The following is a 25,506-nucleotide window of genomic DNA, read 5'->3' as shown; positions in this document are numbered from 1 at the left end:
AATTCGAATGGGTCGGAGCCGGTATAAACCGGCGGGATCGTGTGCGGTGTCGCTTCGTTGAATGAGCAAGTTATCCGCACCTGAAGCAAAAGCTTATATCGATTGCTTGAATTCAACCAACAGCCTTGTTATGCAAATTTTGCATAGTTTCACGTACTGCTTATTTATTCGGCAGTGTCTCAGAAGGAAAAACGAGGTGGACACCAATTGGCTGGCCGACTTTCTGGTTCTGAGCAAACGCGGAAACTTCTCCCAAGCAGCCGACGAGCGCAACATCACCCAATCCGCCTTCAGCAGACGGATCAAAGCCCTCGAAACCTGGCTTGGCACGGAACTTTTCGACCGAAGCAGCTACCCTGTTTCGCTCACCCCAGAAGGTGAAATCTTTCACGCTTCGGCACAAAATGTACTGCGGGAACTGGAACTCAACCGCGTTGAATTCCAAAGACGAAATTCCGCGACAACACCGGACATTCGCCTTGCGGCCTCAACGTCGCTGGCGCTCAGCTTCGTGCCGGAGTGGCTTCATCAAATCAAGCAGGGCTGTGGTTCGTTTTCCGTTTCAATAGACAGCTACGATTTCTATGAAATGGTGGAATTGCTCGGTGATCGAAAGATGGATCTGCTGGTGCTCTATTTTAAGCCAGAGGTCCCGGCATTTTTTGAGCATCAGGAATTCGATTCAATCAAACTTGGCGATGACACTATGCATCTTTGTACTGCCGTTGATGCAAAGGGACGTCCCGCCTTCGACGTCGACAAGCCGCCAAGCACCGGTCTTGAATATATTGGCTACGGCCAAACCGGTTACTTCTCCAAAGTCGAAGACCTTCTGTTTTCATCGATGACCGCGCAGGATCCGGACTTCGTGTGCACCTCGCAAAGCGGCACGTGCGAGTTCATGAAACGGCTTGCCCACCTCGACCAGAAGATGCTTTGGCTGCCTGCCTGCAGCGCTTATGAAGACGTTCAGGCAGGGAGGCTGGCATTGGCAGGGGAAGGTCGATACGACACCAACCTGGAAATTTGGGTCTTCAAGAAACGCGACGCACCCTCTCCGCTCGTGCAGAAAATCTGGTCGCATTTGAAATCAAATCCCTGTACCGGCCATCTTGAAAATTACCGGTTGAGCTGACACAGGCACAGTCCACTCAGATTTCACTAATGGACTATTGTTGTTGTTCGGCACACTTCGCTCGAGCTATTGCCCAGCTATCTTCCAATTGAACGCACAGTGCTGGCGCCGCCATCAACGGCAAGAACTTGACCATTGACGAAGCTTGCCTCATCGGAGGCAAGCATTGCGGCAACAGCCGCGACTTCTTCCAGATACGCGACCCTGTCACTGGGTGTTGCGGCAATCCAACCATCACGTGACTTCGGATCGGGCATCATGCCGCCATCCACAGCGCCTGGTGCCAATACGTTGACGCGAATACGATGTTTGGCAAGTTCTGCGGCCATCACGCGCGCCAATGATGCAACCGCGCCCTTCGAAGCGGCATAGGCGCTTCGCCCCGTCACGCCGATCTGTCCATGGATTGACGTAATGAAGACGATCCTCCCGCCGTTTTCCATCATGTGGATGCTGGCCTGTTGCGCCACTCGAAACGCACCGAGCAGATTGGTGTTGAGGTGGCATTCGAAATCTTCTTCAGTGAGATCACTGAACCTTGCCGCCCTGATCATACCAGCGGCATGGACCAGGACATCCAAACCGCCCATGTGCTCGACAGCGTGTCTGATCGCGCGATCAACCGATGGCCTTTGGGTAACATCGACCTTGACGAACTCAGCCATACATGTGGCCGGAGCGTGTTGGTCCAGACAAACGACTTGGTCGCCTCGTTCACACAAGGATCGCACAATAGCACTGCCGAGCGCACCGGAACCGCCGGTCACAATGGATCTTAAAGGTCTGAAACTAGGCATCCCGATCATGCATCAGTTTGAACCACTCCTGCCCACCGCAAATTTGCCTGCATATAAATCATATTATGATTACATATCGCATATTATTGAATTGTTGCAATGGCCAAACCCGTATCCTAGGCTGACGATACAGTTTGATTGGTTGGATGTGGGAGGTAAGTGAAAGTGCAAAAACAAGGCTCAGTCATCGCTGCCCTGTCCAATCAGTTACGTCTCGACATCTCTCTCGGGGTAATACAGCCTGGCGTAAAACTGAACATTGAAGGGCTGAAGCGCACCTACTCAGTGTCGCATCCATCAGTCCGCGAAGCATTGTCTCTTCTCGTTGGTGAGGGATATGTAAGCTTCGAAGAATCCAAGGGCTTTCGCGTTCTGAATCCTTCGCGAGACGAGCTCCAGGACAGTATCCGGGTCAGGGCCGAACTCGAAGTCTTGGCGCTGGAGTGGGCCATAAAGCGGTCGACCGTGGACTGGCGCTCTGAAGTCGTTGCCACCCACTACGCTTTGTCTGAAGTTGAGCGACAAATGCCGACCGATCCCATGAATGCGGCTCTGGAGTGGGATGAACGCAACAAGACCTTTCACATGGCCATCGCTGGCAATTGTGGGTCACCGAAACTGATTGAGCTGATCTCTGTGCAATATGATCAAAGCCGTCGCTACAGGTTGATGGCACATGCCAATGATCGCAGCGAAGTGTCGAGACGTCGCTGGGTTGAAAAAAGCGCGAATGAGCATAACGAACTGAAAGACGCTGTTTTGTCCGGGGACACAAAGACCGGCCAGAACCTCTTGCGTGGCCACATCACCAAAGCAGCTCTTCATGTGATCTCAGACGCCCGATTGGCGGATGAAGCCTGAGCGAAGCGAGGCCAGCAGACGTTGCACTCAAGTCAACTGGCCAAGCCTGCAATTTCTCACGCCAACAAGCGAATAAAGAAGATGCCAAGCCCCGCAACCAGCAGGATTGCTCTGATCGCAATGTTGAATTTTGAGATAATCGCGAAGGACAAACACCCAAGGCCGATGCCCATTTGAACCAGTGCGCCCAGTGCGCCGCCCATATTCAGCTTCAAGGCAATGATCTCGGGGTTTGCGATCATTCCAAGAGGAATGAAATAGAGGCCAATACCCAAGGCCATCGCGCTGGCTGCAACCTTCAGCCAGTTTTCGCCGATCATCCCGGACGCAATGAAGACCGCGCCACAAACAGGTGGTGTGATGGTCGACAAGAGCGCAAACCAGAAGACAAAAAGGTGGGCTTGCAACGGTTCAAGCCCGAGATCGATCAGTGCGGGTCCGGCAACTGAAACACAAATGACATAGGCGGCGGTCGTCGGCACTTCCATGCCCAGAAGCAGGCACGCAAGGGCAGTCAGCAAAAGCGACGGCCACAAAAGCCCGCCGGAACCTGACACGATGAAGGAGGTGAGCTTCACGCCAAGCCCGGTGATACCAAGCACACCGATGACGATGGCAGCGCAAATGATGATGGAGCCGATCATAGCGATTTGTCGGCCCGCATTGATACAGGCATTGCCAAGCCGCTCTGTGCCCAGTTTGAGATCGAGCCCGGTCTTACCGTTAAAGAGAAGAGCAAACAAACCTGCAAAAATCGCGAGGGCAGCCGAATATTGCGGCGTGAATTTCAGAGCGAACATCGAAATCAGCAACACGGCAAAAGGCACGGCGAAGAAACACGACGTGATGAAGATGTCACGCCGACTGGGGCGTTCATCATCCGGGATGCCCTTCAGATCGTAGCGCGTGGCATAGGCGTCGATGCCGACCCACACGGCAAAGAAGAAGAGGATCGCGGGCAAGAGCGCCGCAAACATGATGTCGGTGTATGGCACACCGGTCAGCTCAACCATCACAAATGCGCCCGCTCCCATGAGCGGAGGCATGATTTGGCCACCTGAAGAAGCTACGGCCTCGACGGCGGCTGCCAGTCGCTTCGGATAGCCCAGCTTGGTCATCGCCGGCAAAGTGACGGCACCGGTTGAAGCGACATTTGCCGACGCTGATCCGGAAATTGATCCAAAAAGTGCCGAAGACAGTACCGACACTTTAGCAGCACCACCTTTCAGACGTCCGGCGGCACCAGCTGCAAGGTTCATGAACCCCTGCCCGGCTTCGCCGGCATTCAGAACCGCACCGAAAATCACAAAAACCGAAACAACGCCAACGGAAACGCCGGTAAGACTGCCCCAAAGCCCGCCTTCGGCGATGGTGAGCGTGCCGAGGAAACTCGGCAGCGGTGTGCCGGAATGACCAAACTGTCCGGGTATGTGATTGCCAAAAAGACCATAGGCAAGCATCAGTGCGGCAACCGTTGGCAATGGCCAGCCGATCATGCGTCGTGCCGCCTCAAGCACGAGGCCAAGCAGAAGGAAAGCCATGATTTTCTGACCGGTTCCTTCAAGGAAGCCGTATTGGTTTTTCAGATCCTGATGGTTCAATGCGATCCAGACACAACACCCGATACCCAGGACGGTCAGAACGGCTCCCAAGGAGACTTCAAATCTTGACTGGGCGGAATAAAGAAACACCCACGGCAGGATCAAAGCCAGGTGCAGTGGCCTGGCGACGAGATTTGGAACCAGGCCATAGAAAATCAGGCCCAGGTGAGCAACAATCATCAACAGTCCGAGTGCAGCCCAGACGAGATGTGAACGAGTATATGTCATGAGAGGATGTGCTTCGAAGCCACGCCCGGCAAGGAGACCGGGCGCGCTCTTTCACTTAACGATGGGCGTCGGTCAACGGTGCACCGACCTCTTCGTAGTAGCGAATGGCACCAGGATGAATTTCCGTGGTGATGTTTGAGATCATGTCCGGGCTGATGCCATTCCACCACGCTGCCGCACTGCCCAATTCGCTCTTCTGTTCCCAGAAGGTCTTTGTGAGGAGATAGGCGGTATCGTCGCTCATCGCGGTGGTTGTGTAGGCAACAACAGGCAAGGACGTTGTTGAAATATCCGCATCCTGACCGGCGTAAGTTCCAGCCGGTATGGTCAAAGGCGTTCGCTTGGTTGCTGCGACTTGCTCGTCGCTCAATGACAGAACACGCACGCCGGTTGAAGCGGCTGCCTCAATCACATTGGGAGCCGGGTAAGAGCCGGCGGTCACAAACCCGTCAATTTGCCCGTTTTTCAAAGCCGAAACTGCATTGGAAAGCTCGGAATCTGCAAGCGTGACTTTGCCTTCGAGGCCAAAGAGACCGAGGTATTTTTCACCTTCACGCGCGCCAAAAGACCCGCTTCCGAGCAGGATTGTCTTTCCTTCCAGGTCTTCAAAGGTCTCAACTCCGCTATCAGCCGACATGACAAAATGCATGGTCAGAGACGGAATTGGGAAGAGAGCGCGGATAGTCTCAAACGACGGGTCGCCCTTCCCCTCGAACATGGCTTTGCCGCCTTGTGCGAGACCGACCAGAGCTGGGGGTGTGGTGAACACATAGTCGCCACCGCGAGCACGAACCTCCATGACATTTTGAACAGAGCCCTGGCTCTCTTCAACTGTCACGACAACTCCACCATCGGTACCCGCTTGCATCGCCTCCGCGATCTGAACGCCCATCTGGTAATAGGATGAAGTGGTTTTCGCGGACTTGTAGGTAATACGTTCTTGTGCAGACACCGACGTTGCAAGCGTGGCTGCAACAGATGCCAATGCCAACGACTTTAGCAGGTTCTTCATTGTTCTCCCTCCCAGAGAATATCAGTAGCCAAGTATTGTTGATGTTTCTGACTGCAACAAAGCATCATATGAGATAGATATCAATCATAATATGAAATTGACTACAGCCCGTCAGAATCTTCAATATACATCATAAGTGAAACAGCAGTTGCAGCATTTTATTGGGGCCGAGTGCGGGAATTGACGCCACTAAAACGCACAAGCAGCGAAGTCTCCTTTGACACATTAGGACACGTCAACGGTCGGAACTCGGGCTCTTCCGGAAAATTGATAACCGGCGCTCCCGGTGCAATTCACAGAACCTGCCTCAGATCCGGTTCGTGACCGCTCGTAAGAAAGATTTCTGCCGAGTCGACACAATTGCATTGGGCGCTCTCTCTGAAACAGTCGAGCAACCGAGTGTTTTGCGAGTATTTACGGCAGATTGAACTTGCATCGAAAACCTGAGGACTGACGGCATTGGTCCCTTTGCCATTTCACCTTGCTGCGGCCTCCAGTTTCCGGCGTCCGTCTTTCAGAGCGACGACAAATGTCGCCACGATGATCAAGGCTGCAGCGGCATAAAATGCAGGAGCAGGCAGGATATCGAAGAACAGTGCGTCCGCGATGACGGCAAAAACAAGTGACAGGTATTCAAACGCGGCCAGCTTGGAAACCTCGCTGTATTGATAGCTGAGGGTCATCATGATGTGCGCAATACCACCCGCAAATCCCGTGCAAACCAAAAGCCCAAGCTGGTTCCAGGTCGGAGTTGTCCACCCCAGTGGCAGGGTTGCAAGACCGGCAATGGTGCAGGTCAGCGCGAAATAGAATGCGATCGCACCTGCGTTTTCAGTCAACGCCAGACTTCTGATTTGAACCTTTGCGCCAGCTGTCAGCACCGCCATTGCCAAGGCAAGGCCGACGCCGAGCAGATAAGCGTTGTCCAGGTCGGCAGCAGAAGCCGTTGGAAGAACGAGAACAAGCACTCCGACAAAGCCGAACAGAACGCCGAACCAGCGCACACTGCTGACAACCTCGCGAAGGAAAATTGCAGCCAGAACTACCGCGAGGACAGGTGCCAGATAGCCGATGATCGAAGCGTGGGACAAAGGCAGATATTTCAGACTGGCAAAGCTTGCGAACATCGCAAGACAGCCCAGAACGCAACGTGCGACATGGCTTCCCGGACGCCTGGTTTTAAGGCCTGACGGGAATTCCCGTGTCCACATCAAAAACAGGACCAAAGGGATCAACGCAAATGCACTGCGGAAAAAAACGACCTGACCAACCGGAACAGCGTCAGAAAGCCATTTGATGAAGAGCACCATAAGCGTGAAAAACACGGTTGCTCCAACCCGCAGGCCAATTCCCTTGAAATCCATGGTCATGGCTAGTCCGCTGCGACCCCGTTGCTGCCCAGGAGGTCACGCAACCGGTCCCCGGTTAAATTGATGGAAAGAACGGCGACGAGGATCGCAAGTCCCGGAAAGATCATCAGAAATGGAGCCGTTTGCATGTAGGCCTTGCCATCCAGCAACATTGCCCCCCATTCCGCATTCGGGGGCTGAACTCCAAATCCCAGGAAACTCAGTCCGGAAATGGACAAAATGGTTCTGGACCAGGCATTGGTCCAAAGCACCAGCAGACTTGGCCCGATATTCGGCAAGATGTGACGCCATAGAATTCGGTAGGAAGGCAGTCCGTTCAGCCTGGCCTGCACAACGAAATCTCGGTGCGCCAGATCAACACTAAGACTGCGTACCAAACGGGTAAACTTCATCCAGCCAACCAATATCAGCGCCAACACCATATTTGTGGTGCTTGGTCCCAGAACACCTGCGATCGTGACCGCTGCTATCAATTCCGGAAACGCAAAAAAACTGTCGGTGACCCGCATCAGTGTCACATCGGCAGCCCGCCCGAAATGACCCGCAACTAGACCGATTGCTGTTCCCACAATCGCGCCGACAATCGTAATGAGAAATGCCAGTCCTATCGACCAGACACCACCATAAAGCAGTCTTGTCGCAACATCTCTTCCAAGCTGATCCGTGCCTAGCCAATGGCTTGTGGACGGTGGTGACAGCCGTTACAGAAAATTGGGTTCATTCGGAGCGTAAGGCGACAGCAAGAAGCCTGCGGCAACGGCAAACAGAAAGATCAGAAGTGAAAGTCCAAGCCGGATGAGAAACCGTTTCAGATCCAGTTCCTGTTTCGACTTTAGAGTGTCCACTGCTTCCAGAAAACCCACATCCGCCTGCACCGTCATGATCGTGCCTCACCGGAAGAAACAGCCTGTTGATGGGACCAGATGGAAACTCGCGGGTCCATGATTTCTTGAAGGATTTCAATCATTGAATTGATGAAGACATAAACCAGCGCCGAAAACAGCACCAGGAACAGAACCATAGGGTAGTCGCGAGACAAAACGGATCCCGCCAGAAGCGATCCGATGCCTCCGCGCGCGAATGTCAACTCAACAATGACCGTCCCCTCAAGGAGACTGGCAATATCCAAGCCGATCATGGTGAGCGCCGGAACCGACGCGTGACGAAGAATGTGTCGCCAGAAGATTTCGGCTTCGCTGACGCCGCGCAGTCGAAGCGTTTCGATGTATGGAGCAGCTTTTGCTTCAAGAAAAAACGCACGCAGAAGCCGTGTCTGTGATGCAGTGATCCAGAATGCAAGCGTGAGAGCCGGCAGAACCAAATGCGATGGCGATCCGGTTCCGTATGCTGGAAGCCAGTTCAGATGCGCGGCAAACAGCAAGATCAACAACAGACCGAGCCAATAATTCGGCATGGCCGCGCCGATCGATGCCAAAGCAACAGATGCCCTGTCAAACATGCTGCCAGGTCGCCAGACTGCGATCGAACTCAGTGCGAACGCGAAAAACAGCCCAATAACAAGAGCTGTTGCCGTCAGCGAAAGTGTTTCAGCTGCATTGCCGACAAATATGTCCCACACCGGCGTATTTGAAGCAAAGGAGTTCCCGAAGTCCCCCTGGATAAAACGATAAAGCCATTGAAAGAACTGGACAAAAAAAGGTTCGTTCAGCGAGAATTCTTCGCGGATTCCATCCAGAATTTCTGGCGGAAACCCTTGCACATCCGGGTAGCGAGCATGTGCAATCGCTGAGGCTTTATCACCGGGCGCAAAATACGTCATGGTAAAAGTGATGAGGCTGACGCCAAACAGAACACACAGCAGCCCTGCAAGACGACGGCCCAGCGCAAGAATGAAGGCGACTACCTTCGATCTGGTATTCAGCATGATATTGCGGCCTTTGATCCAGACACTTTCGCAACGGTTTCCGGCAAACCTCCCAATTCGTGGGCAGCCGCAATCAATTCTCGGCAATAGTCGCTTTCGGGAGCTTGGAAAAACATCTCGGCAGACTGATTGGCCTCAACCTTGCCGCCACGCAAAACAAGCATGTGATCTGCATAAGCTGCAGCGAACCCGAGATCGTGAGTCACAATCACAAAGGTGATGTCAAACCGTGTCTGTATCCGCTTCATTGTCGCGGCGATCTGCTTTTGTACAATGGCATCAAGCGCGCTCAGTGGTTCATCGAAAAAAATCAGGTCCGGGCGAGCAATCAGCGCGCGTGCGAGACACGCCCGCTGTGCCTGACCCATGGAAACCTGTGCAGGACGTCGCTTTGCCATTTCCGCAGGCAGTTCAACATCGGCAAGTGCCGCCGATATGGCCGCCTTGAGTTCCAGGGGCTTCAGCTTTTGAGCAAAAACGCTCTCGCCGATCGAGAGGCCAAGCGGCAACTTCGGATTAAGGGCGGAGAGCGGGTCCTGCATCACCCACCGACTGCCGGGCAATCCCACACGCCCCTTCCAATATTCCTTAAGCGAAATGGCAGGACCATTTTTCGGCCGGAACATAAGGCTGTCGAACGTCGCAGGCATCAGTCCGTTCACGGCACGCAGTAGGCTGCTCTTTCCTGAGCCGCTTTCGCCGACAATACAAAGTGTTTGTCCCCGCGGCAGATCGAAGGAGACTTCCTCCAAAATCGATTTACCGTGCAGTTGCAATTGCAGTTTTTCGACACGAAGCATTTGACTAAATTATTCGGCGGCGACGGAATCTGCCGCTTTTTGGTGTACGGAAAAGTTCCAGTCGCGATGATTTACCAGCAATTGCCCATACGTTGTTTCTGGTGCGCGTAGCAATTCTCGGGTTTCACCGAATTCCACAACCTGACCAGACGTCATGATCGCTGTGCGGTTTGCATGTTGCGCTGCCAACGCCAGATCATGTGTGACAATCAAAAGCGCAACTTCATGCTTGTGGGCATAAGCCATGACTGACCTCAGAACCTGGGCGGCAATCAATGGATCCAATGCCGAAGTAGGCTCATCGAGGATCAGCAAACTCGGTTCACCGAGAAGTGCCATTCCCACCAGCAGACGCTGCTGCATGCCACGGCTCCATTGATGAGGAAACCGGCCATGGAAGGAGCCAAGTCCAAGTTCTCTCAGGAGCTCTTGTTGCAAGGCGGAAAATTCCTTGCTTCCGGTAACGGCACGGGCAGTCTGGCGCCATTGCCACTGGAGGCGTTTGAGCGGGTCAAAACCATGGTCCGGGTTCTGAGGGACATAGGCGATGCCCTTCGGCTTTCCGGTGCGGCCTGCGGATCCGAATTCCCTCGTCACTCCATCAAAGGTCAAAAACCCACCAACTGGTTCCGCCGGGCGTCGCAACCCCATCAGGCAACGCAAAAGTGTTGATTTACCGGCTCCCGAACCTCCGACAATTGCGACGCATTCGCCCTTTTCGACATCGAAACTCACATCATCAAGCACCACCTGCCGACCGATATGGGCCGACAGGTTCTGCACTTTCAGAAGGTTTTTTGCTTCAGTCTGCAAGTGTGAGATCCGGAGTAACGAGGTAAGTCTCGGCTGGGTGGATCTTGTGTCCTTCCACTTTTCCGTTTCCGACCGAAACCTGAGTTTTATGAAACACCGGGATCAACGGCAGGTCTTCGTTGATGATTTCCTGAATGCGGTCGTAATACCCTTTGCGCACTTCGTCGTCGAAGCTCTCCCGGCCCTTTTTTAGAAGCTCATCAAGCTCTGAGTTGGAGTAGCCGGAAAAATTGTATCCAACCCCTGATTCAACAAGCGTACTTGGGAAATAGTTAGGATCGCCGAGCGGTGCGGTCCCCCAGGCTTGAAGGTGCATTTGAATTTCACCTGCCTTGAGTGCCTCGTTGTTGGCGTCATATTCAGCCATGGAAATCTCGGACTTGATCCCGATCTGCTGTAACAGGGCCTGGGCAATTTCCAGCGTCGGACGCAGGGCAGCACGGCCCTCGTAGGAGCGAATTTTCAGGGAAATCTCGGCACCATCCAATTCGCGGTTTCCGTCGCCATTGGTATCCTTGATGCCAGCTTCGTCCAGCAGGGCCGCAGCTTCTTCAGGGGCATAGGGCAGTGAAAGATTGGTGTTTGCCCAAGATGCCATGGACGCAGGAAAAATACTGTTGGCCACTTCTCCACCGACACCGCTCAACGAAGCTGCAACGATCGTATCGCGGTCGAGACCAAGTGAAATCGCCTTGCGAAGGGCATCATTGGAAAGTGGACCATCGGCGGTCCGGACCTGAAAGAAGAACAGCCGGGTGGTCGGGTTGGAAAATAGCTGCCCCTCCCCCTTCTCCTTCAATTTGGCAAAGTCAGGCTCAGGGTAATTGGTTACAAGATCCACGTCTCCGGCTTGCAGGGCGAGTGCTGCAACAGAGGGATCAGACAGAGCGTCCATAACAATGGTGTCGAGCTTAGGCTCTCCGCCCCAATAGTCTGTAAATTTCCTGGTCTGATAGGATTTTTCCGTTTCGGCAGAAACAAAAACAAATGGACCGGTGCCAATCAACGGCAACTCATCAGTGCCTTCTTTCATCACGGCAGCTGAAGGTTCAGTCAGCGACCACAGGAATGCGGAATTTGGAGACTTGGTCTTGAACACCAATGTGTTCTCGTTCTCCACCGTAATGGTTTCCAGCCCAAGCAACTTTGACAAGCGCGGATTGTGGCCCGGGTGACCCTCCACATCCATTTTTTCAAACGACGCTTTGACATCGCTTGCTGTCATAGGCGTGCCATCGTGAAACTTCACGTCGGTTCGAAGTGTCAGTTTCCACTCTGTTGGGGAAACGTTTTCGAAGCTCTCGGCAAGCCTTGGCTGCATGGTCATGTCATGCGCCAGGCCAATCAGCGTTTCGGAAACACCAGCGCGATTGCTGAGCCATCCGTTTTGACGGGCTCTGGGGTCCGGCACGGTGCTCTTTGGGCCGAAAGGCACAGCAATACGCAGGTTTTTGTCGGCCGCAAGAGCTGTTTGAGCAGGTGTTGCAACGGCCATCGCTGCGACGGCTCCCATGCCCACAAAGGCTGCAATTGCAAGTTTGTTTTTCCGCTTTGGCAAGATCGACTCCAGAATAAAACATGACTGACGGATGCCACAATGCGTATCCGTTATAACATTACATTGCAAAGAAAAATTTCGGGAAATTTTGATCTCTTCGGGTTATCAAAAGTACGAGCATTCTAGCCGTGCATCTCGGCCCGGAACCAGTTCCTCCAAATGAACAGAACACCATTCGCGAGAGATCACGCACAATGACAAAACCATCGATCAGCTCAACCACAAAAGACGACGTTCCGGCGCTGCAATTGGTGCTGGACCAGACCGAGCTGTTTCCAAGTGAAATGCTCCCGGAGATGCTTGGCCCTTCACTGGCGGGAGACACAGAAGCCTTTTGGCTCACATGTCACCTTGACGGAAAGCCTGTGGGTTTTTGCTTCACGGTTCCAGAAGAACTGGCAGTTGGAACCTGGAACATGCTGGCACTCGCTGTTCGTCCGGACCTGCAGGGCAAGGGATTGGGAACAGCCCTTGTCAGGGCCGCTGAAAATCATCTCAAAGACAAAGGTCAACGCATCCTGGTGGTCGAAACGTCAGGGACAGATGACTTCGCAGCCACCCGGAAATTTTATGTTCAAAATGGCTACGACGAAGAAGCACGCATCCGCGACTTCTGGGCACCGGGAGACGACAAGGTGGTATTCAGGAAAGCGCTCTGACACAGGCTGGCCGTTTCGTCACACACTTCTTAGAGGGCTTTTGGCGTTCCCTCTGCCGAAGGTGCATGATCCAGAGGCGTTATCACTTGCCAAAGCCATGTGACGCCGAACTTGAAGCAACTGCCTTGGTTGTCTTCAGTTCGGACGCCAGCTTGGAACAGGCCTCAGGTCTGTTCCGCGTAGTAGCTTTCAATCAATTCGACTTCGTTTCGACAGCCCATGATCACCGAAATGCGCTGATGATGGGATTGAGGCTGAACACCCAGAATACGTTCTCTGCCGGTAGATGCGCGTCCCCCGGCCTGCTCGACAATGAAACTCATGGGATTGGCTTCATACAATAGCCTGAGCTTGCCGCCTGTTTGTTCATTTTCAGCGTCAACGGGATAAAGAAAGACTCCGCCCCGGGTAAGAATCCTGTGGATCTCAGCCACCATCGAGGCTGTCCAACGCATGTTGAACGACTTTTGTCTCGGGCCTTTTTCACCCTTGATACATTCCTCGACATATCGCCGGATTGTCTCGTCCCAATAACGCCAACGGGATGCATTGATGGCAAATTCCTCGGTCGAGTCTGGCAGACACATATCCGGGAAGGTCAAGAGGAACTCACCCGTGCCCATCTTGTGCGTGAAGCCCTGGACACCCTTGCCGGTCGAAAACACGAGCGATGTGGAAGGGCCGTAGAGCGAGTATCCGGCAAAGACCTGTTTTGTACCCTTCAGCAGAACCACTTCGTTCGTCAGCGTTTCTATGTCCTGCTCAAGCTCGACAACCGAAAATATGGAACCGACGGAGAGGTTCACATTCAGGTTCGAGGAACCGTCAAGCGGGTCGAAATAAACCAGATAGTCTCCGGCCTTGGGAGTTTCCTTCAGCCAGATTACATCGTCCATTTCTTCTGACACGAGGGCCGCAACACGCTGACAATTCGAGCAATGACTGAGGAACACGTCATTTGCGATGACATCCAGCTGTTTCTGGGTTTCGCCTTGAATGTTGGATGTTTCGGTTGCGCCCAGGATGTCGAGAAACGGACCATTGCGGATTTGGTGCGAAATTATCCGGCACGACGTTGCAATATCCTCGACAAGTAGCGTCAGGTCCTGATCGAGCCCATGTTCCTTCTGCATTTGAAGAAGATATTTGCGAAGTGTCGTGTGTTCCAATGTCATGGACTGCCCAGTTCTGAACTGCAATTTTCATCGAACGGCCACCATTTGAAAGGGCGGTCCGGTCCTCTCGGGCGGAGCATAGCAGCAGCGTCCCTTCGCACCAGCCGGAATTGCTTCAAACAACGGTCGCCAATCTCAGGATCAACAGGTCTCCCACACCTGCCTTGAAGATCTGTCAAAACGCAACGTGTCCGATTGCTCCTGCCCACCACCCGGGATAGGCTGCGCGCTCGAGAGAGGACGTAGCTGGTGCTAATCATTGACGAGCTGAAGACATCTCTGATTGGCCCAATCAACCTCGTGCTGGAAGATGGGAGCTGCACCGCCATTTCCGGTCCTTCCGGTGCCGGAAAGTCTCTGTTTTTGAGGGCACTGGCCGATCTGGATGAAAGCAGCGGAACAATCACGCTGAATGGCAGAGATCGTGAACGCTTCTCTGCACCCGATTGGCGACGCAAAGTGGCGTATGTACCCGCGGAGAGCGGCTGGTGGTCGGAACGCGTAGCAGATCATTTTCAACCCACCCCAGATCTTGTCAAACAACTTGCTTCCGTCGGCCTGGAAGAAGCTTCAGGCTGGGAGGTCTCCAGGCTGTCGACGGGTGAACGTCAACGTCTGGCACTCGTTCGCGCCTTGCAGATTGACCCGGAAATCCTCCTGCTTGACGAACCAACATCCGCCCTCGATCCGCCGTCGGTTGCCAAGGTGGAACTGCTCCTAAAAGAGAGGGTCGCAGCTGGACGCACCATCTTGCTCGTCACGCACGACCCCGAGCAATCGATCCGTCTAAAGGCTGACTGCGTTCATATGGAGGGCGGAAGAGTGTTGAAACGTGACCTCCACGAGGAGGCCTCATGAACACTTATCAGGTTCTATCCTATTGGGATCTCGTGGCCGCCTCGGTGTTCCTGCTGCTGAATGCCATCCTTTCCATACTCCTCGACCTGGGTCTGACCCGGACCCTGCTGGTCTCGGCGCTGCGCATGACCGTTCAGCTGATTCTGGTCGGGCTGGTATTGAAGCTGATCTTCTTTGCCGGGTCGTTGTACTGGACAATGCTGGTGGCGGCTGTCATGGGCGTCTTTGCAGGGCGCGAGATATGGGTCCGTCAGGATCGTCGCCTCAAGGGTCTTTGGGGCCCAGGCCTTGGGGCCGGTGCAATGCTGATATCCGGAGCACTTGTTACACTTTACGGTCTTGCCGGGCAGATCCGTCCTGACCCCGTCTGGCAACCCCAATATGCGCTCCCTCTTTTCGGAATGATCCTCGGAAACACGATGACAGGCGTCAGCCTTGGTCTTGATACGCTTCATACAGCACTGGCCAAAGGCAAGCGTGAAGTTGAGGCGCAGCTTCTCCTCGGTCGCAGCCGCTGGGAAGCGACACGCCCTTTCGCCAGGCAGGCACTTCGGTCAGGTTTCACGCCGATTATCAACGCCATGGCGGCGACGGGCGTTGTGTCCCTTCCCGGAATGATGACAGGTCAGATCCTTTCGGGTGTCGATCCGCAAGAAGCGGTAAAGTACCAGCTCCTGATCATGTTCTTGTTGGGAGGGGCAACCGGTCTCGGCGTACTCGGGGCTACATATGGCAGTATTTGGCGGCTGACCGACACACGGCACAGGCTTAGGCTCGACCGACTAAGCGGAGGAACATCATGATTGAACTCTTCGGAGCAGACTATTCCGTTTATGTCCGTTCTGCACGGTTGGCGCTGGAGGAAAAGGGCCTGTCCTACGACCTGACACCCATCGATATCTTTGCCTCCGAGGGGCCATCGTCGGAGTATCAGTCACTGCACCCGTTCGGTAAAATCCCGTTGTTGAAGGACGGTGATTTTCATCTCTATGAGACAACGGCCATCCTGCGTTATGTGGACGAGGCTTTCGATGGCCCTACCCTTCAGCCTGCGACCCCGAAGCTCCGCGCCAGGATGACACAGATCCTGTCTATCCTGGATGCATATGCTTATCGGACGCTGGTCTGGGACATTTACGTGGAACGGGTGGTCAAGACACGCGATGGAGCCCCTGCCGACGAGGTCAAAATCGCGTCGGCGCTTGGTCCGGCCAGAACCGTGCTGGCCGCCCTTGAAACGCTTATTGAGGGCGAACCGTTCCTTCTTGGTGAGCTCCCCAGTCTCGCCGATTGTCATGCAGCGCCAATGCTATCCCTGTTCGAGATCGCAGAAGAAGGAGACTTGCTGCTCAAAAGCACTCCTCGACTGGCGGCCTGGCTATCCTTCTTCAAATCCAGAGCGAGTTTTCAGGCAACAGCTCCTGTTCGGACAGATTGACCAAGGCGGTTGCAAGCACTGTTCCCGGTCTTTCTGCTGCCCGAACCATTGATCTCAAGTCGATTGAGACAGAGCGAAATCAAGGGCGGCCCTGACATGAAGCACGGTCGTATCAAAGGCCGGAATGGAGAAGTCTTCTGGTCTTACGAGTAGTCCGATTTCCGTGCAGCCGAATATGACCGCGTCAGCTCCGCCGCCGACCTCCTTTTCAACAATATCCAAAAAGGTTTGTTTGGAATCGGCCCAGACTTCTCCCCGGCAAAGTTCCTCATAGATAATACGGTGAACCTCGGCCCTGTCGTTCGGTTCGGGAATGCGCACCTCGATGCCGTGGCGCTCTCGCAGATGGCCCTTGTAAAAGTCTTGTTCCATCGTGTAACCGGTTGCCAGTAGAAGCGGTGTCCGGCACTCCGCTTCAGTTATGGCCGGGGCTGTTGCATCTGCAATGTGAATAAGCGGCACAGCGCTCGCGGCCTGAACATCATCAGCCATTTTGTGCATTGTGTTGGTGCAGATCACCAGGCACTCCGCGCCACCTCTTTCAAGCCGTTCCGCCGCCGCGATCATCATTTGTGTCGCCAGCTGCCAATCGCCCCTCGCTTGTGCGGCTTCAATCTCTGCAAAATCGAACGACCACAGCAGGCACTCCGCAGAATGCAGGCCACCCAGCCGTTCTCGCGTCAGGCGATTGAGCAACTGATAATAGATGGATGTGCTTTCCCAGCTCATTCCACCGAGCAAACCGATGGTTTTCATGGTAGCGTCTCGCCTGCTTTCTAATCTTCTGGATAGACGGAGACTGCCGTGCTTGAATCAATTTCTCAAGAAATCTCTTTTTTCAAACTAAAGCAATTGGTTACGAAGACTTCTGCAAGTCTTGTTCTTCTCGTTTGCCTTGGTATCCAAGCAGGAGCCCAGTCCGTCTATGAGCCTGCCCGGGGCACTCCGGAACGCGGCGATATTCTCAATGCGGTACGCCCGATGCTGGAGGCCCGGGTCGGGCCACCTGTCGAGTTTGTGGTCGACTGGATGCGCGCCGGCAACGGATGGGCATTTGTCCAGGTCAGCCCGCAAAGACCGGGTGGAGGCACCATTGATCTGAGAAGCACCACATATGCGCAGCAGGCCGAATATATGGACGGGCTTGCCACATTCGCGCTACTCCGTTTTCAGTACAATCGTTGGAATCTGATTGACTTTGTCGTCGGCCCAACTGACGTGTTCTGGCACGGCGATCCACTCTATGGCCGCCTCCCCCAAGGGCTGGTTCCCTACTAAGCAGGATCCTTGTCCTGCCCGGCTTCATCTTTTGAAAAAAGCTCAGGCTCCGGTTCTGTACGCGCGTCCTTGCCTGCCGCAAAGACGCCTGCTTGCTGGAGCTCTTCTTCGGCAAGTTCTCCCAGAACCTTTTTGCCCGCCAGTGCCCGTTCCCGCGCTTCGTCCATGATCTTCTTGGCAAGCGCTTCATCCCGGTCCATGAGCTGCCTCAGCGCTTCAGCTTCCAGTACAAGAAGCTGACAGTCGCTGTAGGCTGATACCGTTGCCGTCCGCCGGGTCTGATTGATAAGAGCGAGTTCGCCGAAGAAGCTGCCTTCACCGAGGTAAACCGTATCGTGGGGCAGCTTGATTTCAACCTCTCCATCAGAAATGAAATACATCCTGTCGGCAACGTCGCCCCGATCAGCAATTGTCATGCCCTTGCGCACGCTTTGTGCCTGAAGAAGCTTGGAAACTTCCGCAATTTCCGTCGCCTTGAGGTCTTCAAACAGGGGCACACGCGCCACCATGGACCAGGTGACGACGAAATCCCGGCTGTGTATTTCCCTCGCAAATGCTGAGGCGATGATGCCCACCGGCAAGGCAATGAGACCATAACCAAGCAGCATGACGAAGCTGCCAACCATCTTTCCAAGATTGCTGACAGGCACAACATCGCCATAGCCAACCGTGGTGACGGTGGTGATGGCCCAATACATTCCATGAAGGATGCTGCGAAACTTCTCTGGCTGATCATCGTGTTCGATTAGGTACATGGTGGTCGCCGCAAGCAGGATAACCCCCATGATGATCATGGTCGAACCAAGCAAAGCACGACGCTCATTGGCCACAGCAGAGATTAGCGATCTGAGTGCGGGCGAATAGCGGGCCAGTTTCAGGAACCGGAGCAGGCGCAAAATGATGACAACCACCACCGCCTGGTTGGGCAAGAACAGCACAAACAAAAGCGGCAGTGCACCAATCAGATCAACCAGCGCATCGGGGTGAACCGCATAGCGAAGGCGCGCACGGATTGGCCCGTAACGGCGCAGCGGCGGATGCAGATCGGCAACATAGAGACGCAAGATATATTCGACCAGGAAGATAAAGCCGCTTCCGAGTTGGAGAAACCGCAGATGTTCCCCGAAACCGAGCCTTACCTGCGGCACGGTTTCGAACACGGCCAAGACGATATTGAAGATGATCAGAAAAACGAGAAAATGGCGCAAGAAACGAGCCGCAAGCTTTCGTTTGCCTGTGTCTTCAAGCACTTCATAGAGCGCTCGCTTGAATTCTTGGCGCGTCACCCGCGTACTCCGGTGTCTTTTGCGATCCTGAAAAAGGAATAGCCGAAGAATGGTTTCAGACAAAGCGCTCTTGCTTGCGCAGCTGTTTGCTCACCGACCACTTCACGAAGACTACGCGAAGCCGTGAGCCAAAATGGTATCAACGTGATTGGGCAAATTTGTCGCAGCCCCCATCTTTAGAAGGGTAAGCAAAACACTCAATAAGGAGACGAACATGACTATCGAAACTGACAAGGCTAGAGCTGCGGAGACTTCGCCGCACCATGTCGTACTGAAAATGCTTTTGGTATCCACCTTGCTGGCAGCCGCCTCTCTTGCAGCTGTTGCAATGGTTCACTGACTAAAACCCATCACAAGACTTTTTCTCATGAAAAAAGCGTGCCCATTGGCACGCTTTTTCATTTTCAGCAGTCGTTCCGGCAAGACCTACAAAGCCGACAAATGGCTTTCAATCGCACCAATTGCGCTTTCCGCCTTGGAACCATCCGGCCCACCGGCCTGTGCCATGTCGGGCCGTCCGCCGCCTCCGCGTCCGCCAAGGGCTTCTGATCCGAGCCTCACCAGATCAACAGCACTGACCTTGTCGGTCAGGTCTTTTGTAACCGCTGTGACAATTGCAGCCTTGCCATCGTCGGCCACATTGATCAGAACAACGACCCCCGAACCCAGCTGAGCCTTGGCATCATCAGCCATGCCCTTCAGATCCTTGGGGTTGATGCCTTCGACCGTGCGCGCCATCAGTTTGTAGGCACCGGCGTCCTTGACCGGCGTGCCTTCCGAGCCACCACCACCCATGGCAAGTTTCTTCTTGGCATCGGCCAGTTCTTTTTCCAGGCGCCGACGCTCTTCCACCAGCTGCGCTACGCGGCCGGGCACGTCATCGGCAGACGTCTTCAGGATACCGGCAACCTCGCGCATGCGCTTGTCCTGTGCATCCAGGTAGGTTCTTGCCTCAGCACCGGTCAGTGCCTCTATCCGACGCACGCCTGCCGCAACCGCTCCTTCGGAGACGAGCGTGACCAGCCCGATATCACCAGTACGTTTCACATGGGTGCCACCGCACAATTCAAGCGAATAGGGTTTGCCTTCCTTGGCACCGTGCAGCGCTGTCCCCATCGAAACAACGCGCACTTCTTCGCCGTATTTCTCACCAAACAGGGCCATGGCGCCGGCCTCGATCGCATCGTCGACTGCCATCAGCCTCGTGTCGACCGACGCGTTTTGAAGCACGATTTCGTTGGCATAGGTCTCAACAGTCGACAGTTCCTCATCACTCATGGGCTTAGGATGAGAAAAATCAAACCGAAGCCGCTCCGGTGTGACCAGCGAACCTTTCTGTGCAACGTGATTTCCCAGGACTTCGCGCAGTGCTTCATGGACAAGGTGCGTTGCCGAGTGGTTGGCGCGGATCCCCGTGCGCCGGCCGTGATCCACCTTCAGCTCAAGCGCAAGACCGGGTACCAACGTCCCCTCTTCCACCGTAACGGAGTGAACGAACAGGCCGTCGGCTTTTTTCTGGGTGTTCGTGACGGTTGCTCTGACACCATTTGTCAGAACCACGCCGGTGTCGCCGACCTGTCCACCGCTTTCGCCGTAGAACGGCGTCTGGTTCAGCACCATGAAACCATTCTGGCCAGCTGTCAGTTCAGCCACCTCAGCGTCCTCAGACGCAAGGCCCGCAACGACCCCTTCGGCAATCTCGGTCTCGTAGCCCAAGAAGTCGGTCGCGCCGTATTTTTCCTTCATGGCGAACCAGATCGTCTCTGTCGCCGCACCGCCGGCACCGGACCATGCAGCACGCGCTTCTGCTTTTTGGCGCTCCATGGCTGTGTCAAACCCGTCCGTGTCGACGGAAATTTCTCTTGCGCGCAGAGCGTCTTGGGTCAGATCAAGCGGGAAACCATAAGTGTCATAGAGCTTGAATGCCGTTTCCCCATCGAGCTCACCCCCAGCTGAGAGGTCCTGCGTAGCGCTGTCGAGCAAGCCAAGGCCCCGCTCAAGTGTTTTACGGAAGCGCGTTTCTTCCAGCTTCAGTGTTTCAGTGATCAGGTCTTCTGCCCGGCCAAGTTCCGGGTAGGCCCGACCCATTTCTCGTACAAGAGCTGGCACCAGCTTGTGCATCAGCGGTTCGCTTGCTCCCAGAAGATGGGCATGGCGCATTCCACGGCGCATGATCCGGCGCAGCACATATCCGCGGCCTTCGTTGGATGGCAAAACACCATCGGCAATCAGGAAGCTGGTCGAGCGCAGATGATCGGCAATTACCCTGTGACTGCCCAGCGCATCCCCTTCCGCATCAACACCGGTCGCGTTTTCGGAGGCAGCAATCAATGCCCTGAAAAGATCGATGTCATAGTTGTTGTGAACGCCTTGCATGACCGCTGCAATACGCTCGATTCCCATTCCGGTGTCGATTGAAGGGCTCGGCAGGTTGAGACGTTTTTCAGGCGTTTGTTCATACTGCATGAAGACCAGATTCCAGATCTCGATGAACCTGTCGCCATCTTCCTCTGGTGTTCCTGGAGGACCGCCCCAGACATGGTCGCCATGGTCGTAAAAGATTTCCGAGCACGGACCACACGGGCCGGTGTCGCCCATGGACCAGAAATTGTCAGAGGTCGGAATGCGGATGATCTTGTCGTCGCCAAGACCGGCAATCTTCTTCCAAAGATCAAACGCCTGATCGTCTTCGGCATAAACCGTCACCAACAGCTTGTCCGCCGGTAGACCATACTCCTTGGTGATCAGGTTCCACGCCAGCTCAATAGCCCGATCCTTGAAATAGTCACCAAAGGAGAAGTTTCCGAGCATTTCGAAAAACGTATGATGGCGTGCGGTATACCCGACATTGTCGAGGTCGTTATGCTTTCCGCCTGCGCGCACACACTTTTGCGATGTCGCTGCACGCTGATAATCCCGTTTTTCCAAACCTGTGAAAACGTTTTTGAACTGGTTCATTCCCGCGTTCGCAAACATCAATGTCGGATCGTTCCGCGGTACCAGCGGACCGGAGGCGACCACCTCGTGATCGTTCTTCTTGAAGTAGTCCAGGAAGGCGGTGCGAATTTCGTTTACGCCGGTCATACGGGTCTCACATCGGTCTGAGCCCGGGCATGCGGGCCAGTTAATTGGCTTTCAAAAATTGCAGGCCCCCTGATTGGGGTACCGGCCGGAACAGCCTTTTAACTTTGACCTACAAACCTGTCCAGCAGTTGCGAGGACGCACGCTCTGAGAACCGGCGGATTTGCACGTCGCGACCGGAAATCTCCTGACCGTGCTGCTGGCAAATGCAACGACGAAACAACAAAACCCCTCCTTGTTCGGCAAGGAGGGGTTCCACATTTTGCTTATCAGACATAGTCCCGACTGCGAAAGGCTTCAGGGAGCAGAGGAAAGGAAACTCAATCCTCGTCTTCTTCTGCACCGCCTTCCGGGTCGATGATTGCTTCTGCGATAAGTCCCGCATTCTGGCGAATTGCCAATTCAATCTCGTCAGCAATCTCCGGATTATCCTTCAGAAACTGTTTGGCATTTTCACGGCCCTGGCCAAGCCGCTGACTGTTATAGGAGAACCAGGCCCCGGACTTTTCGACAATATTGCCTTTAACACCAAGGTCGATCAGTTCACCGGTTTTGGAAACACCTTCACCATAAACGATATCGAACTCAACCTGCCGGAAAGGAGGCGCAAGCTTGTTCTTGACCACCTTGACGCGCGTTTGGTTTCCGACCACCTCGTCCCGATCCTTGATTGCGCCGATGCGACGGATATCAAGACGAACCGAGGAATAGAATTTCAATGCATTACCGCCCGTCGTTGTCTCGGGCGAGCCGAACATGACACCGATCTTCATCCGGATCTGGTTGATGAAGATAACCATGCAGTTCGACTTGGAAATCGATGCTGTCAGCTTGCGAAGCGCCTGGCTCATCAGGCGCGCTTGCATGCCCGGAAGACTGTCACCCATTTCCCCTTCCAGCTCTGCCTTGGGGGTCAGAGCTGCAACGGAGTCGATGACCAGAACATCAATTGCCCCGGAACGGACAAGCGTATCGCAGATCTCAAGCGCCTGTTCACCTGCGTCTGGCTGGGAGATCAAAAGGTTGTCGATATCGACACCGAGCTTGCGGGCATAAACAGGATCCAGCGCGTGCTCCGCATCAACGAAGGCACAAATGCCGCCGTTCTTCTGGGCTTCGGCAACTGTGTGAAGTGCAAGCGTGGTCTTACCGGACGATTCCGGACCATAGATCTCAACGATACGTCCACGCGGCAGCCCGCCAATACCCAGCGCGATATCCAAACCGAGCGACCCGGTTGAGACAGACTGAATCTCGACAGCTTGCCTCTGACCCATACGCATGATGGAGCCTTTACCAAAGGCTCTTTCGATCTGGCTCAGCGCTGCATCCAGCGCTTTTGTCTTATCCATCTGGCTGCTTTCTACGAGACGAAGTGTACTTTGTGACATGGTTCACGCTCCTTATTCCACGATGGACGTGCCGTTTCAATGAGAGCTTTGTACACTTTTTGTTCTCATTTGACAAGTCGGCGAAACCGATTGGTATTAAAACGGAAATGCATGTTTGTTTCCAATATGTTCTCATGATGGTCTTCAAAACTAACGTTACGTAACTATTTCAGTTCCCGCTGCTGTGAGCCCTTGAGCCTGGAGAATCAATTGATCCTGCGGCCAGGAGTTGCCGCATCAGGTTCGATCTGTTAGCCCGCTTGTCCAGTGTCTCATCACCCGCCATCCCGGCCGATCTCTGGAGAAGTAATCCGGCGTGTCCTCGTCCTCCGAAAGCACTGTTATTGCACTTGGTGCAATTCACTACGATACAATTGCGCACGGAGCTGAAGCGATCCGGCCCGAAACGTCCACCCCGGCCCGCTTTCACGCAAAGCCCGGCGGAGTGGCAACCAATGTCGCCCGTAATCTTGCAAAACTGGGTGTTCAGACCAAGCTTATCGGAACTGTCGGCGACGACGCTCCCGCCCAACTCCTCAAGGCGCAATTGAGTGACGAAGGGATCAAACTCTTCACCGTCGACAGATCGGGATTTTCAACCGGGCAGTATCTGGCACTCCATGATCCGGACGGTTCGCTGAAGGCCGCCTGTGTTGATGACCGTATCCTCTCCGAAGCTCCGGTCGATCTCTTCGCCGACATCGTTGATCGCCTGGCGGCAATTTCAGACAACCGGACAATCTGGTTTCTCGACGCGAACCTGCCCACACAAATGCTTGAGGCCCTGGCCTCGCAAATCCAGACCGGCATGCTGATGGCCAATGCGGTTTCGAATGCCAAGTCCCAGCGACTGACAGCCCTGCTCTCTCGCCTTGATTGTCTGTTCCTCAATCGTGGAGAAGCCGCTGCGTTGACTGGATTGCCAATCTCGACAGATCCGGATGAAACTTCATCCGCCCTCGCTGAGGCCGGTTTGAAATCCTTCGTCCTGACAGACGGACCTGCCAGCATCACGGTTTCAAACAAGGGTTTGATTACCAGACTTGCACCGGCAAAAACGGATGTCACCGATGTAACTGGCGCAGGCGATGCGCTGACGGCCGCCAGCCTGGCCGCAATTTCCAAGGGACATGCTCTTGAAGAGGCAGTGACGTTTGGCCTGAAGGCAGCCACCTTGACCCTTGCAAGCACTGGCGCGTTTGCTGAATCGCTTTCCTGGGAAACACTGGTAGATTTTTGACCAAATGGACAAACCACCCACTTGGCGCGCAATCGGTGCGGGCCTATAAGAGCGGCGAACAACAAAAAGGGCTCTGCGCCCGCGAAAACAGCAAGAGGCCACTTCCGTGACACGCCCAGACGTTAACACCTCAGTCAAAGACCTGCTTGTCTACAGCGCGGAGGTCCGGGATGCCCTTGCCAGCAACAAACCGATCGTTGCTCTGGAATCCACGATTATCACGCACGGGATGCCCTTTCCCAAAAATGTCGAAACGGCTCGGTTGGTAGAAGCCGACATTCGTGCCGAAGGCGCAGTCCCGGCTACCATCGCACTGATGGACGGCAAGATCATGATCGGCCTGTCCGACAGCGACCTGGATCGCCTGGCGCAAGCCAAAGACGTGATGAAGTGTTCGCGCGCAGATCTCACATTTGCACTCAGCACCGGCCTCTATGGCGCGACGACCGTTGCTGCGACGATGATGGCAGCGCATGTTGCCGGTCTGAAAGTATTCGCGACCGGCGGTATTGGTGGTGTTCACAAGGGTGCGGAAACAACCTTCGACGTGTCGGCGGATCTCGATGAGCTTGGACGCACACCCGTATGTGTTGTCTCAGCAGGTGCAAAGGCTCTTCTGGACATTCCAAAGACGCTGGAAGTGCTGGAGACCAAAGGCGTCCCGGTTATCGCTTATGGCACCGAGGAATTGCCGGCATTCTGGTCCAGAACCAGTGGTCTTCAAGCACCCTATACGCTCAACTCTGCCGCTGACATCGGACAACTCCTGAAGATGCGGCAAAACTTTCCAGACCATGGCGGTGTCCTGATCGCCAATCCTGTACCGGAAACAGATGAAATTCCCGGATCGGAGATGGCCGGCTTTATTGACGAGGCTATCCGGCAGGCAGAGGCCCGGAATGTAACTGGAAAGGACGTCACACCGTTCGTCTTGGGCGCAATACTCGACCTGACTGATGGACGCAGCCTCGACACCAATATTGCCCTTGTGCGCAACAACGCCCGGTTGGCGGCCCGCATCGCGGCCGAACTCGTCTAG

The 25,506-nt window shown here is 54.5% G+C and carries 25 protein-coding genes; 10 read left to right on the top strand and 15 right to left on the bottom strand.

What is annotated here, in order from left to right:
* Positions 1-196 precede the first annotated feature (196 nt).
* On the top strand, positions 197-1,135 hold the full coding sequence (locus FIV00_RS12410; RefSeq protein ID WP_173005969.1) for a LysR family transcriptional regulator: 939 nt from the start codon (positions 197-199) through the stop codon (positions 1,133-1,135).
* A 77-nt stretch (positions 1,136-1,212) separates the two neighbouring features.
* Here FIV00_RS12410 and FIV00_RS12405 read toward each other — a convergent pair whose 3' ends face one another.
* Positions 1,213-1,932, bottom strand: a complete 720-nt coding sequence (locus tag FIV00_RS12405; RefSeq protein ID WP_247649380.1) for an SDR family NAD(P)-dependent oxidoreductase — start codon at positions 1,930-1,932, stop codon at positions 1,213-1,215.
* Between the two features lie 165 nt (positions 1,933-2,097).
* On the opposite strand from FIV00_RS12405, the gene FIV00_RS12400 reads away from it, so the two are divergent.
* Complete coding sequence (locus FIV00_RS12400; protein ID WP_173005967.1) at positions 2,098-2,793, top strand: GntR family transcriptional regulator; 696 nt, start codon at positions 2,098-2,100, stop codon at positions 2,791-2,793.
* 56 nt (positions 2,794-2,849) lie between these two features.
* On the opposite strand, the gene FIV00_RS12395 is transcribed toward FIV00_RS12400, so the two are convergent.
* From FIV00_RS12395 to FIV00_RS12360, 9 genes are all read right to left on the bottom strand, one after another.
* Entirely contained in the window at positions 2,850-4,622 is a 1,773-nt protein-coding gene (locus tag FIV00_RS12395) for a TRAP transporter fused permease subunit (protein ID WP_152501031.1), read from the bottom strand.
* 55 nt (positions 4,623-4,677) lie between these two features.
* Positions 4,678-5,634: a TAXI family TRAP transporter solute-binding subunit gene (locus FIV00_RS12390; protein WP_152501030.1), complete on the bottom strand. Its 957-nt coding sequence runs from the start codon at positions 5,632-5,634 to the stop codon at positions 4,678-4,680.
* Between the two features lie 476 nt (positions 5,635-6,110).
* Positions 6,111-7,004, bottom strand: a complete 894-nt coding sequence (locus FIV00_RS12385) for a DMT family transporter (protein WP_209006912.1) — start codon at positions 7,002-7,004, stop codon at positions 6,111-6,113.
* A 2-nt stretch (positions 7,005-7,006) separates the two neighbouring features.
* On the bottom strand, positions 7,007-7,573 hold the full coding sequence (locus FIV00_RS30080; protein ID WP_209006911.1) for an ABC transporter permease: 567 nt from the start codon (positions 7,571-7,573) through the stop codon (positions 7,007-7,009).
* A 132-nt stretch (positions 7,574-7,705) separates the two neighbouring features.
* Positions 7,706-7,885, bottom strand: a complete 180-nt coding sequence (locus tag FIV00_RS30075) for a hypothetical protein (RefSeq protein ID WP_209006910.1) — start codon at positions 7,883-7,885, stop codon at positions 7,706-7,708.
* Complete coding sequence (locus FIV00_RS12375; protein ID WP_152501029.1) at positions 7,882-8,889, bottom strand: ABC transporter permease; 1,008 nt, start codon at positions 8,887-8,889, stop codon at positions 7,882-7,884. The genes FIV00_RS30075 and FIV00_RS12375 overlap by 4 nt, the downstream gene beginning before the upstream one ends.
* On the bottom strand, positions 8,883-9,689 hold the full coding sequence (locus FIV00_RS12370; RefSeq protein WP_152501028.1) for an ABC transporter ATP-binding protein: 807 nt from the start codon (positions 9,687-9,689) through the stop codon (positions 8,883-8,885). The genes FIV00_RS12375 and FIV00_RS12370 overlap by 7 nt, the downstream gene beginning before the upstream one ends.
* A 9-nt stretch (positions 9,690-9,698) precedes the next feature.
* The gene (locus FIV00_RS12365) at positions 9,699-10,502 is read right to left on the bottom strand and encodes a dipeptide/oligopeptide/nickel ABC transporter ATP-binding protein (protein WP_209006909.1); all 804 of its coding nucleotides are present in this window, start codon (positions 10,500-10,502) and stop codon (positions 9,699-9,701) included.
* Entirely contained in the window at positions 10,492-12,060 is a 1,569-nt protein-coding gene (locus tag FIV00_RS12360; protein WP_209006908.1) for an ABC transporter substrate-binding protein, read from the bottom strand. The genes FIV00_RS12365 and FIV00_RS12360 overlap by 11 nt, the downstream gene beginning before the upstream one ends.
* Before the next feature lie 194 nt (positions 12,061-12,254).
* On the opposite strand from FIV00_RS12360, the gene FIV00_RS12355 reads away from it, so the two are divergent.
* Complete coding sequence (locus FIV00_RS12355) at positions 12,255-12,719, top strand: GNAT family N-acetyltransferase (protein ID WP_152501027.1); 465 nt, start codon at positions 12,255-12,257, stop codon at positions 12,717-12,719.
* A 164-nt stretch (positions 12,720-12,883) separates the two neighbouring features.
* On the opposite strand, the gene FIV00_RS12350 is transcribed toward FIV00_RS12355, so the two are convergent.
* Positions 12,884-13,894 (bottom strand): class 1 fructose-bisphosphatase, encoded by a 1,011-nt coding sequence (locus FIV00_RS12350; protein WP_173005966.1) that lies wholly within the window; start codon positions 13,892-13,894, stop codon positions 12,884-12,886.
* Positions 13,895-14,143: 249 nt separating this feature from the next.
* Here FIV00_RS12350 and FIV00_RS12345 point away from each other — a divergent pair, with 249 nt between their 5' ends.
* Genes FIV00_RS12345 through FIV00_RS12335 form a run of 3 tightly spaced genes read left to right on the top strand, consistent with a single transcriptional unit; the run spans position 14,144 to position 16,190 of the window.
* Entirely contained in the window at positions 14,144-14,752 is a 609-nt protein-coding gene (locus tag FIV00_RS12345) for an ATP-binding cassette domain-containing protein (protein ID WP_152501026.1), read from the top strand.
* Complete coding sequence (locus tag FIV00_RS12340) at positions 14,749-15,555, top strand: ABC transporter permease (RefSeq protein ID WP_152501025.1); 807 nt, start codon at positions 14,749-14,751, stop codon at positions 15,553-15,555. The genes FIV00_RS12345 and FIV00_RS12340 overlap by 4 nt, the downstream gene beginning before the upstream one ends.
* A complete protein-coding gene (locus tag FIV00_RS12335; RefSeq protein WP_152501024.1) occupies positions 15,552-16,190 on the top strand; it encodes a glutathione S-transferase family protein in 639 nt (212 codons plus the stop codon). Before FIV00_RS12340 ends, FIV00_RS12335 begins: the two co-directional genes overlap by 4 nt.
* Positions 16,191-16,244: 54 nt before the next feature.
* On the opposite strand, the gene FIV00_RS12330 is transcribed toward FIV00_RS12335, so the two are convergent.
* The gene (locus FIV00_RS12330; protein ID WP_152501023.1) at positions 16,245-16,946 is read right to left on the bottom strand and encodes an aspartate/glutamate racemase family protein; all 702 of its coding nucleotides are present in this window, start codon (positions 16,944-16,946) and stop codon (positions 16,245-16,247) included.
* 48 nt (positions 16,947-16,994) lie between these two features.
* On the opposite strand from FIV00_RS12330, the gene FIV00_RS12325 reads away from it, so the two are divergent.
* Entirely contained in the window at positions 16,995-17,468 is a 474-nt protein-coding gene (locus FIV00_RS12325; RefSeq protein WP_209006907.1) for a hypothetical protein, read from the top strand.
* On the opposite strand, the gene FIV00_RS12320 is transcribed toward FIV00_RS12325, so the two are convergent.
* A complete protein-coding gene (locus FIV00_RS12320) occupies positions 17,465-18,754 on the bottom strand; it encodes a cyclic nucleotide-gated ion channel (protein ID WP_152501022.1) in 1,290 nt (429 codons plus the stop codon). The genes FIV00_RS12325 and FIV00_RS12320 overlap by 4 nt on opposite strands.
* Positions 18,755-18,968: 214 nt before the next feature.
* Here FIV00_RS12320 and FIV00_RS30430 point away from each other — a divergent pair, with 214 nt between their 5' ends.
* The gene (locus FIV00_RS30430; protein ID WP_256366685.1) at positions 18,969-19,094 is read left to right on the top strand and encodes a hypothetical protein; all 126 of its coding nucleotides are present in this window, start codon (positions 18,969-18,971) and stop codon (positions 19,092-19,094) included.
* Between the two features lie 86 nt (positions 19,095-19,180).
* Here the strand turns inward: FIV00_RS30430 and alaS are convergent, their stop codons facing one another.
* Together alaS and recA are read right to left on the bottom strand one after the other, a co-directional pair.
* Positions 19,181-21,838: an alanine--tRNA ligase gene (gene alaS, locus FIV00_RS12315; RefSeq protein WP_152501021.1), complete on the bottom strand. Its 2,658-nt coding sequence runs from the start codon at positions 21,836-21,838 to the stop codon at positions 19,181-19,183.
* A 318-nt stretch (positions 21,839-22,156) separates the two neighbouring features.
* On the bottom strand, positions 22,157-23,227 hold the full coding sequence (gene recA, locus FIV00_RS12310; RefSeq protein ID WP_152501020.1) for a recombinase RecA: 1,071 nt from the start codon (positions 23,225-23,227) through the stop codon (positions 22,157-22,159).
* Positions 23,228-23,543: 316 nt separating this feature from the next.
* On the opposite strand from recA, the gene FIV00_RS12305 reads away from it, so the two are divergent.
* Both FIV00_RS12305 and FIV00_RS12300 read left to right on the top strand, forming a co-directional pair.
* A complete protein-coding gene (locus tag FIV00_RS12305) occupies positions 23,544-24,467 on the top strand; it encodes a PfkB family carbohydrate kinase (protein WP_152501019.1) in 924 nt (307 codons plus the stop codon).
* Between the two features lie 106 nt (positions 24,468-24,573).
* Positions 24,574-25,506, top strand: coding sequence for a pseudouridine-5'-phosphate glycosidase (locus FIV00_RS12300; protein WP_152501018.1), 933 nt, complete (start codon positions 24,574-24,576; stop codon positions 25,504-25,506).

It is taken from the genome of Labrenzia sp. THAF82 (assembly GCF_009363435.1).
Taxonomy (GTDB): Bacteria; Pseudomonadota; Alphaproteobacteria; order Rhizobiales; family Stappiaceae; genus Roseibium; species Roseibium porphyridii.
The sequence above is the reverse complement of the archived record's forward strand: the minus strand, read 5'-3'. Positions and strand labels throughout refer to the sequence as shown.

What these genes read in the sequence shown, in the direction of transcription:
- FIV00_RS12340 (WP_152501025.1), top strand. Translation starts at nt 14,749, where the DNA reads ATGAACACTTATCAGGTTCTATCCTATTGGGATCTCGTGGCCGCCTCG.
- FIV00_RS12335 (WP_152501024.1), top strand. Translation starts at nt 15,552, where the DNA reads ATGATTGAACTCTTCGGAGCAGACTATTCCGTTTATGTCCGTTCTGCA.
- FIV00_RS12355 (WP_152501027.1), top strand. Translation starts at nt 12,255, where the DNA reads ATGACAAAACCATCGATCAGCTCAACCACAAAAGACGACGTTCCGGCG.
- FIV00_RS12370 (WP_152501028.1), bottom strand. Translation starts at nt 9,689, where the DNA reads ATGCTTCGTGTCGAAAAACTGCAATTGCAACTGCACGGTAAATCGATT.
- FIV00_RS12390 (WP_152501030.1), bottom strand. Translation starts at nt 5,634, where the DNA reads ATGAAGAACCTGCTAAAGTCGTTGGCATTGGCATCTGTTGCAGCCACG.
- FIV00_RS30075 (WP_209006910.1), bottom strand. Translation starts at nt 7,885, where the DNA reads ATGACGGTGCAGGCGGATGTGGGTTTTCTGGAAGCAGTGGACACTCTA.
- FIV00_RS12375 (WP_152501029.1), bottom strand. Translation starts at nt 8,889, where the DNA reads ATGCTGAATACCAGATCGAAGGTAGTCGCCTTCATTCTTGCGCTGGGC.
- alaS (WP_152501021.1), bottom strand. Translation starts at nt 21,838, where the DNA reads ATGACCGGCGTAAACGAAATTCGCACCGCCTTCCTGGACTACTTCAAG.
- FIV00_RS12395 (WP_152501031.1), bottom strand. Translation starts at nt 4,622, where the DNA reads ATGACATATACTCGTTCACATCTCGTCTGGGCTGCACTCGGACTGTTG.
- FIV00_RS12405 (WP_247649380.1), bottom strand. Translation starts at nt 1,932, where the DNA reads ATGCCTAGTTTCAGACCTTTAAGATCCATTGTGACCGGCGGTTCCGGT.
- FIV00_RS12350 (WP_173005966.1), bottom strand. Translation starts at nt 13,894, where the DNA reads ATGACATTGGAACACACGACACTTCGCAAATATCTTCTTCAAATGCAG.
- FIV00_RS30430 (WP_256366685.1), top strand. Translation starts at nt 18,969, where the DNA reads ATGACTATCGAAACTGACAAGGCTAGAGCTGCGGAGACTTCGCCGCAC.
- FIV00_RS12385 (WP_209006912.1), bottom strand. Translation starts at nt 7,004, where the DNA reads ATGACCATGGATTTCAAGGGAATTGGCCTGCGGGTTGGAGCAACCGTG.
- recA (WP_152501020.1), bottom strand. Translation starts at nt 23,227, where the DNA reads ATGTCACAAAGTACACTTCGTCTCGTAGAAAGCAGCCAGATGGATAAG.
- FIV00_RS12330 (WP_152501023.1), bottom strand. Translation starts at nt 16,946, where the DNA reads ATGAAAACCATCGGTTTGCTCGGTGGAATGAGCTGGGAAAGCACATCC.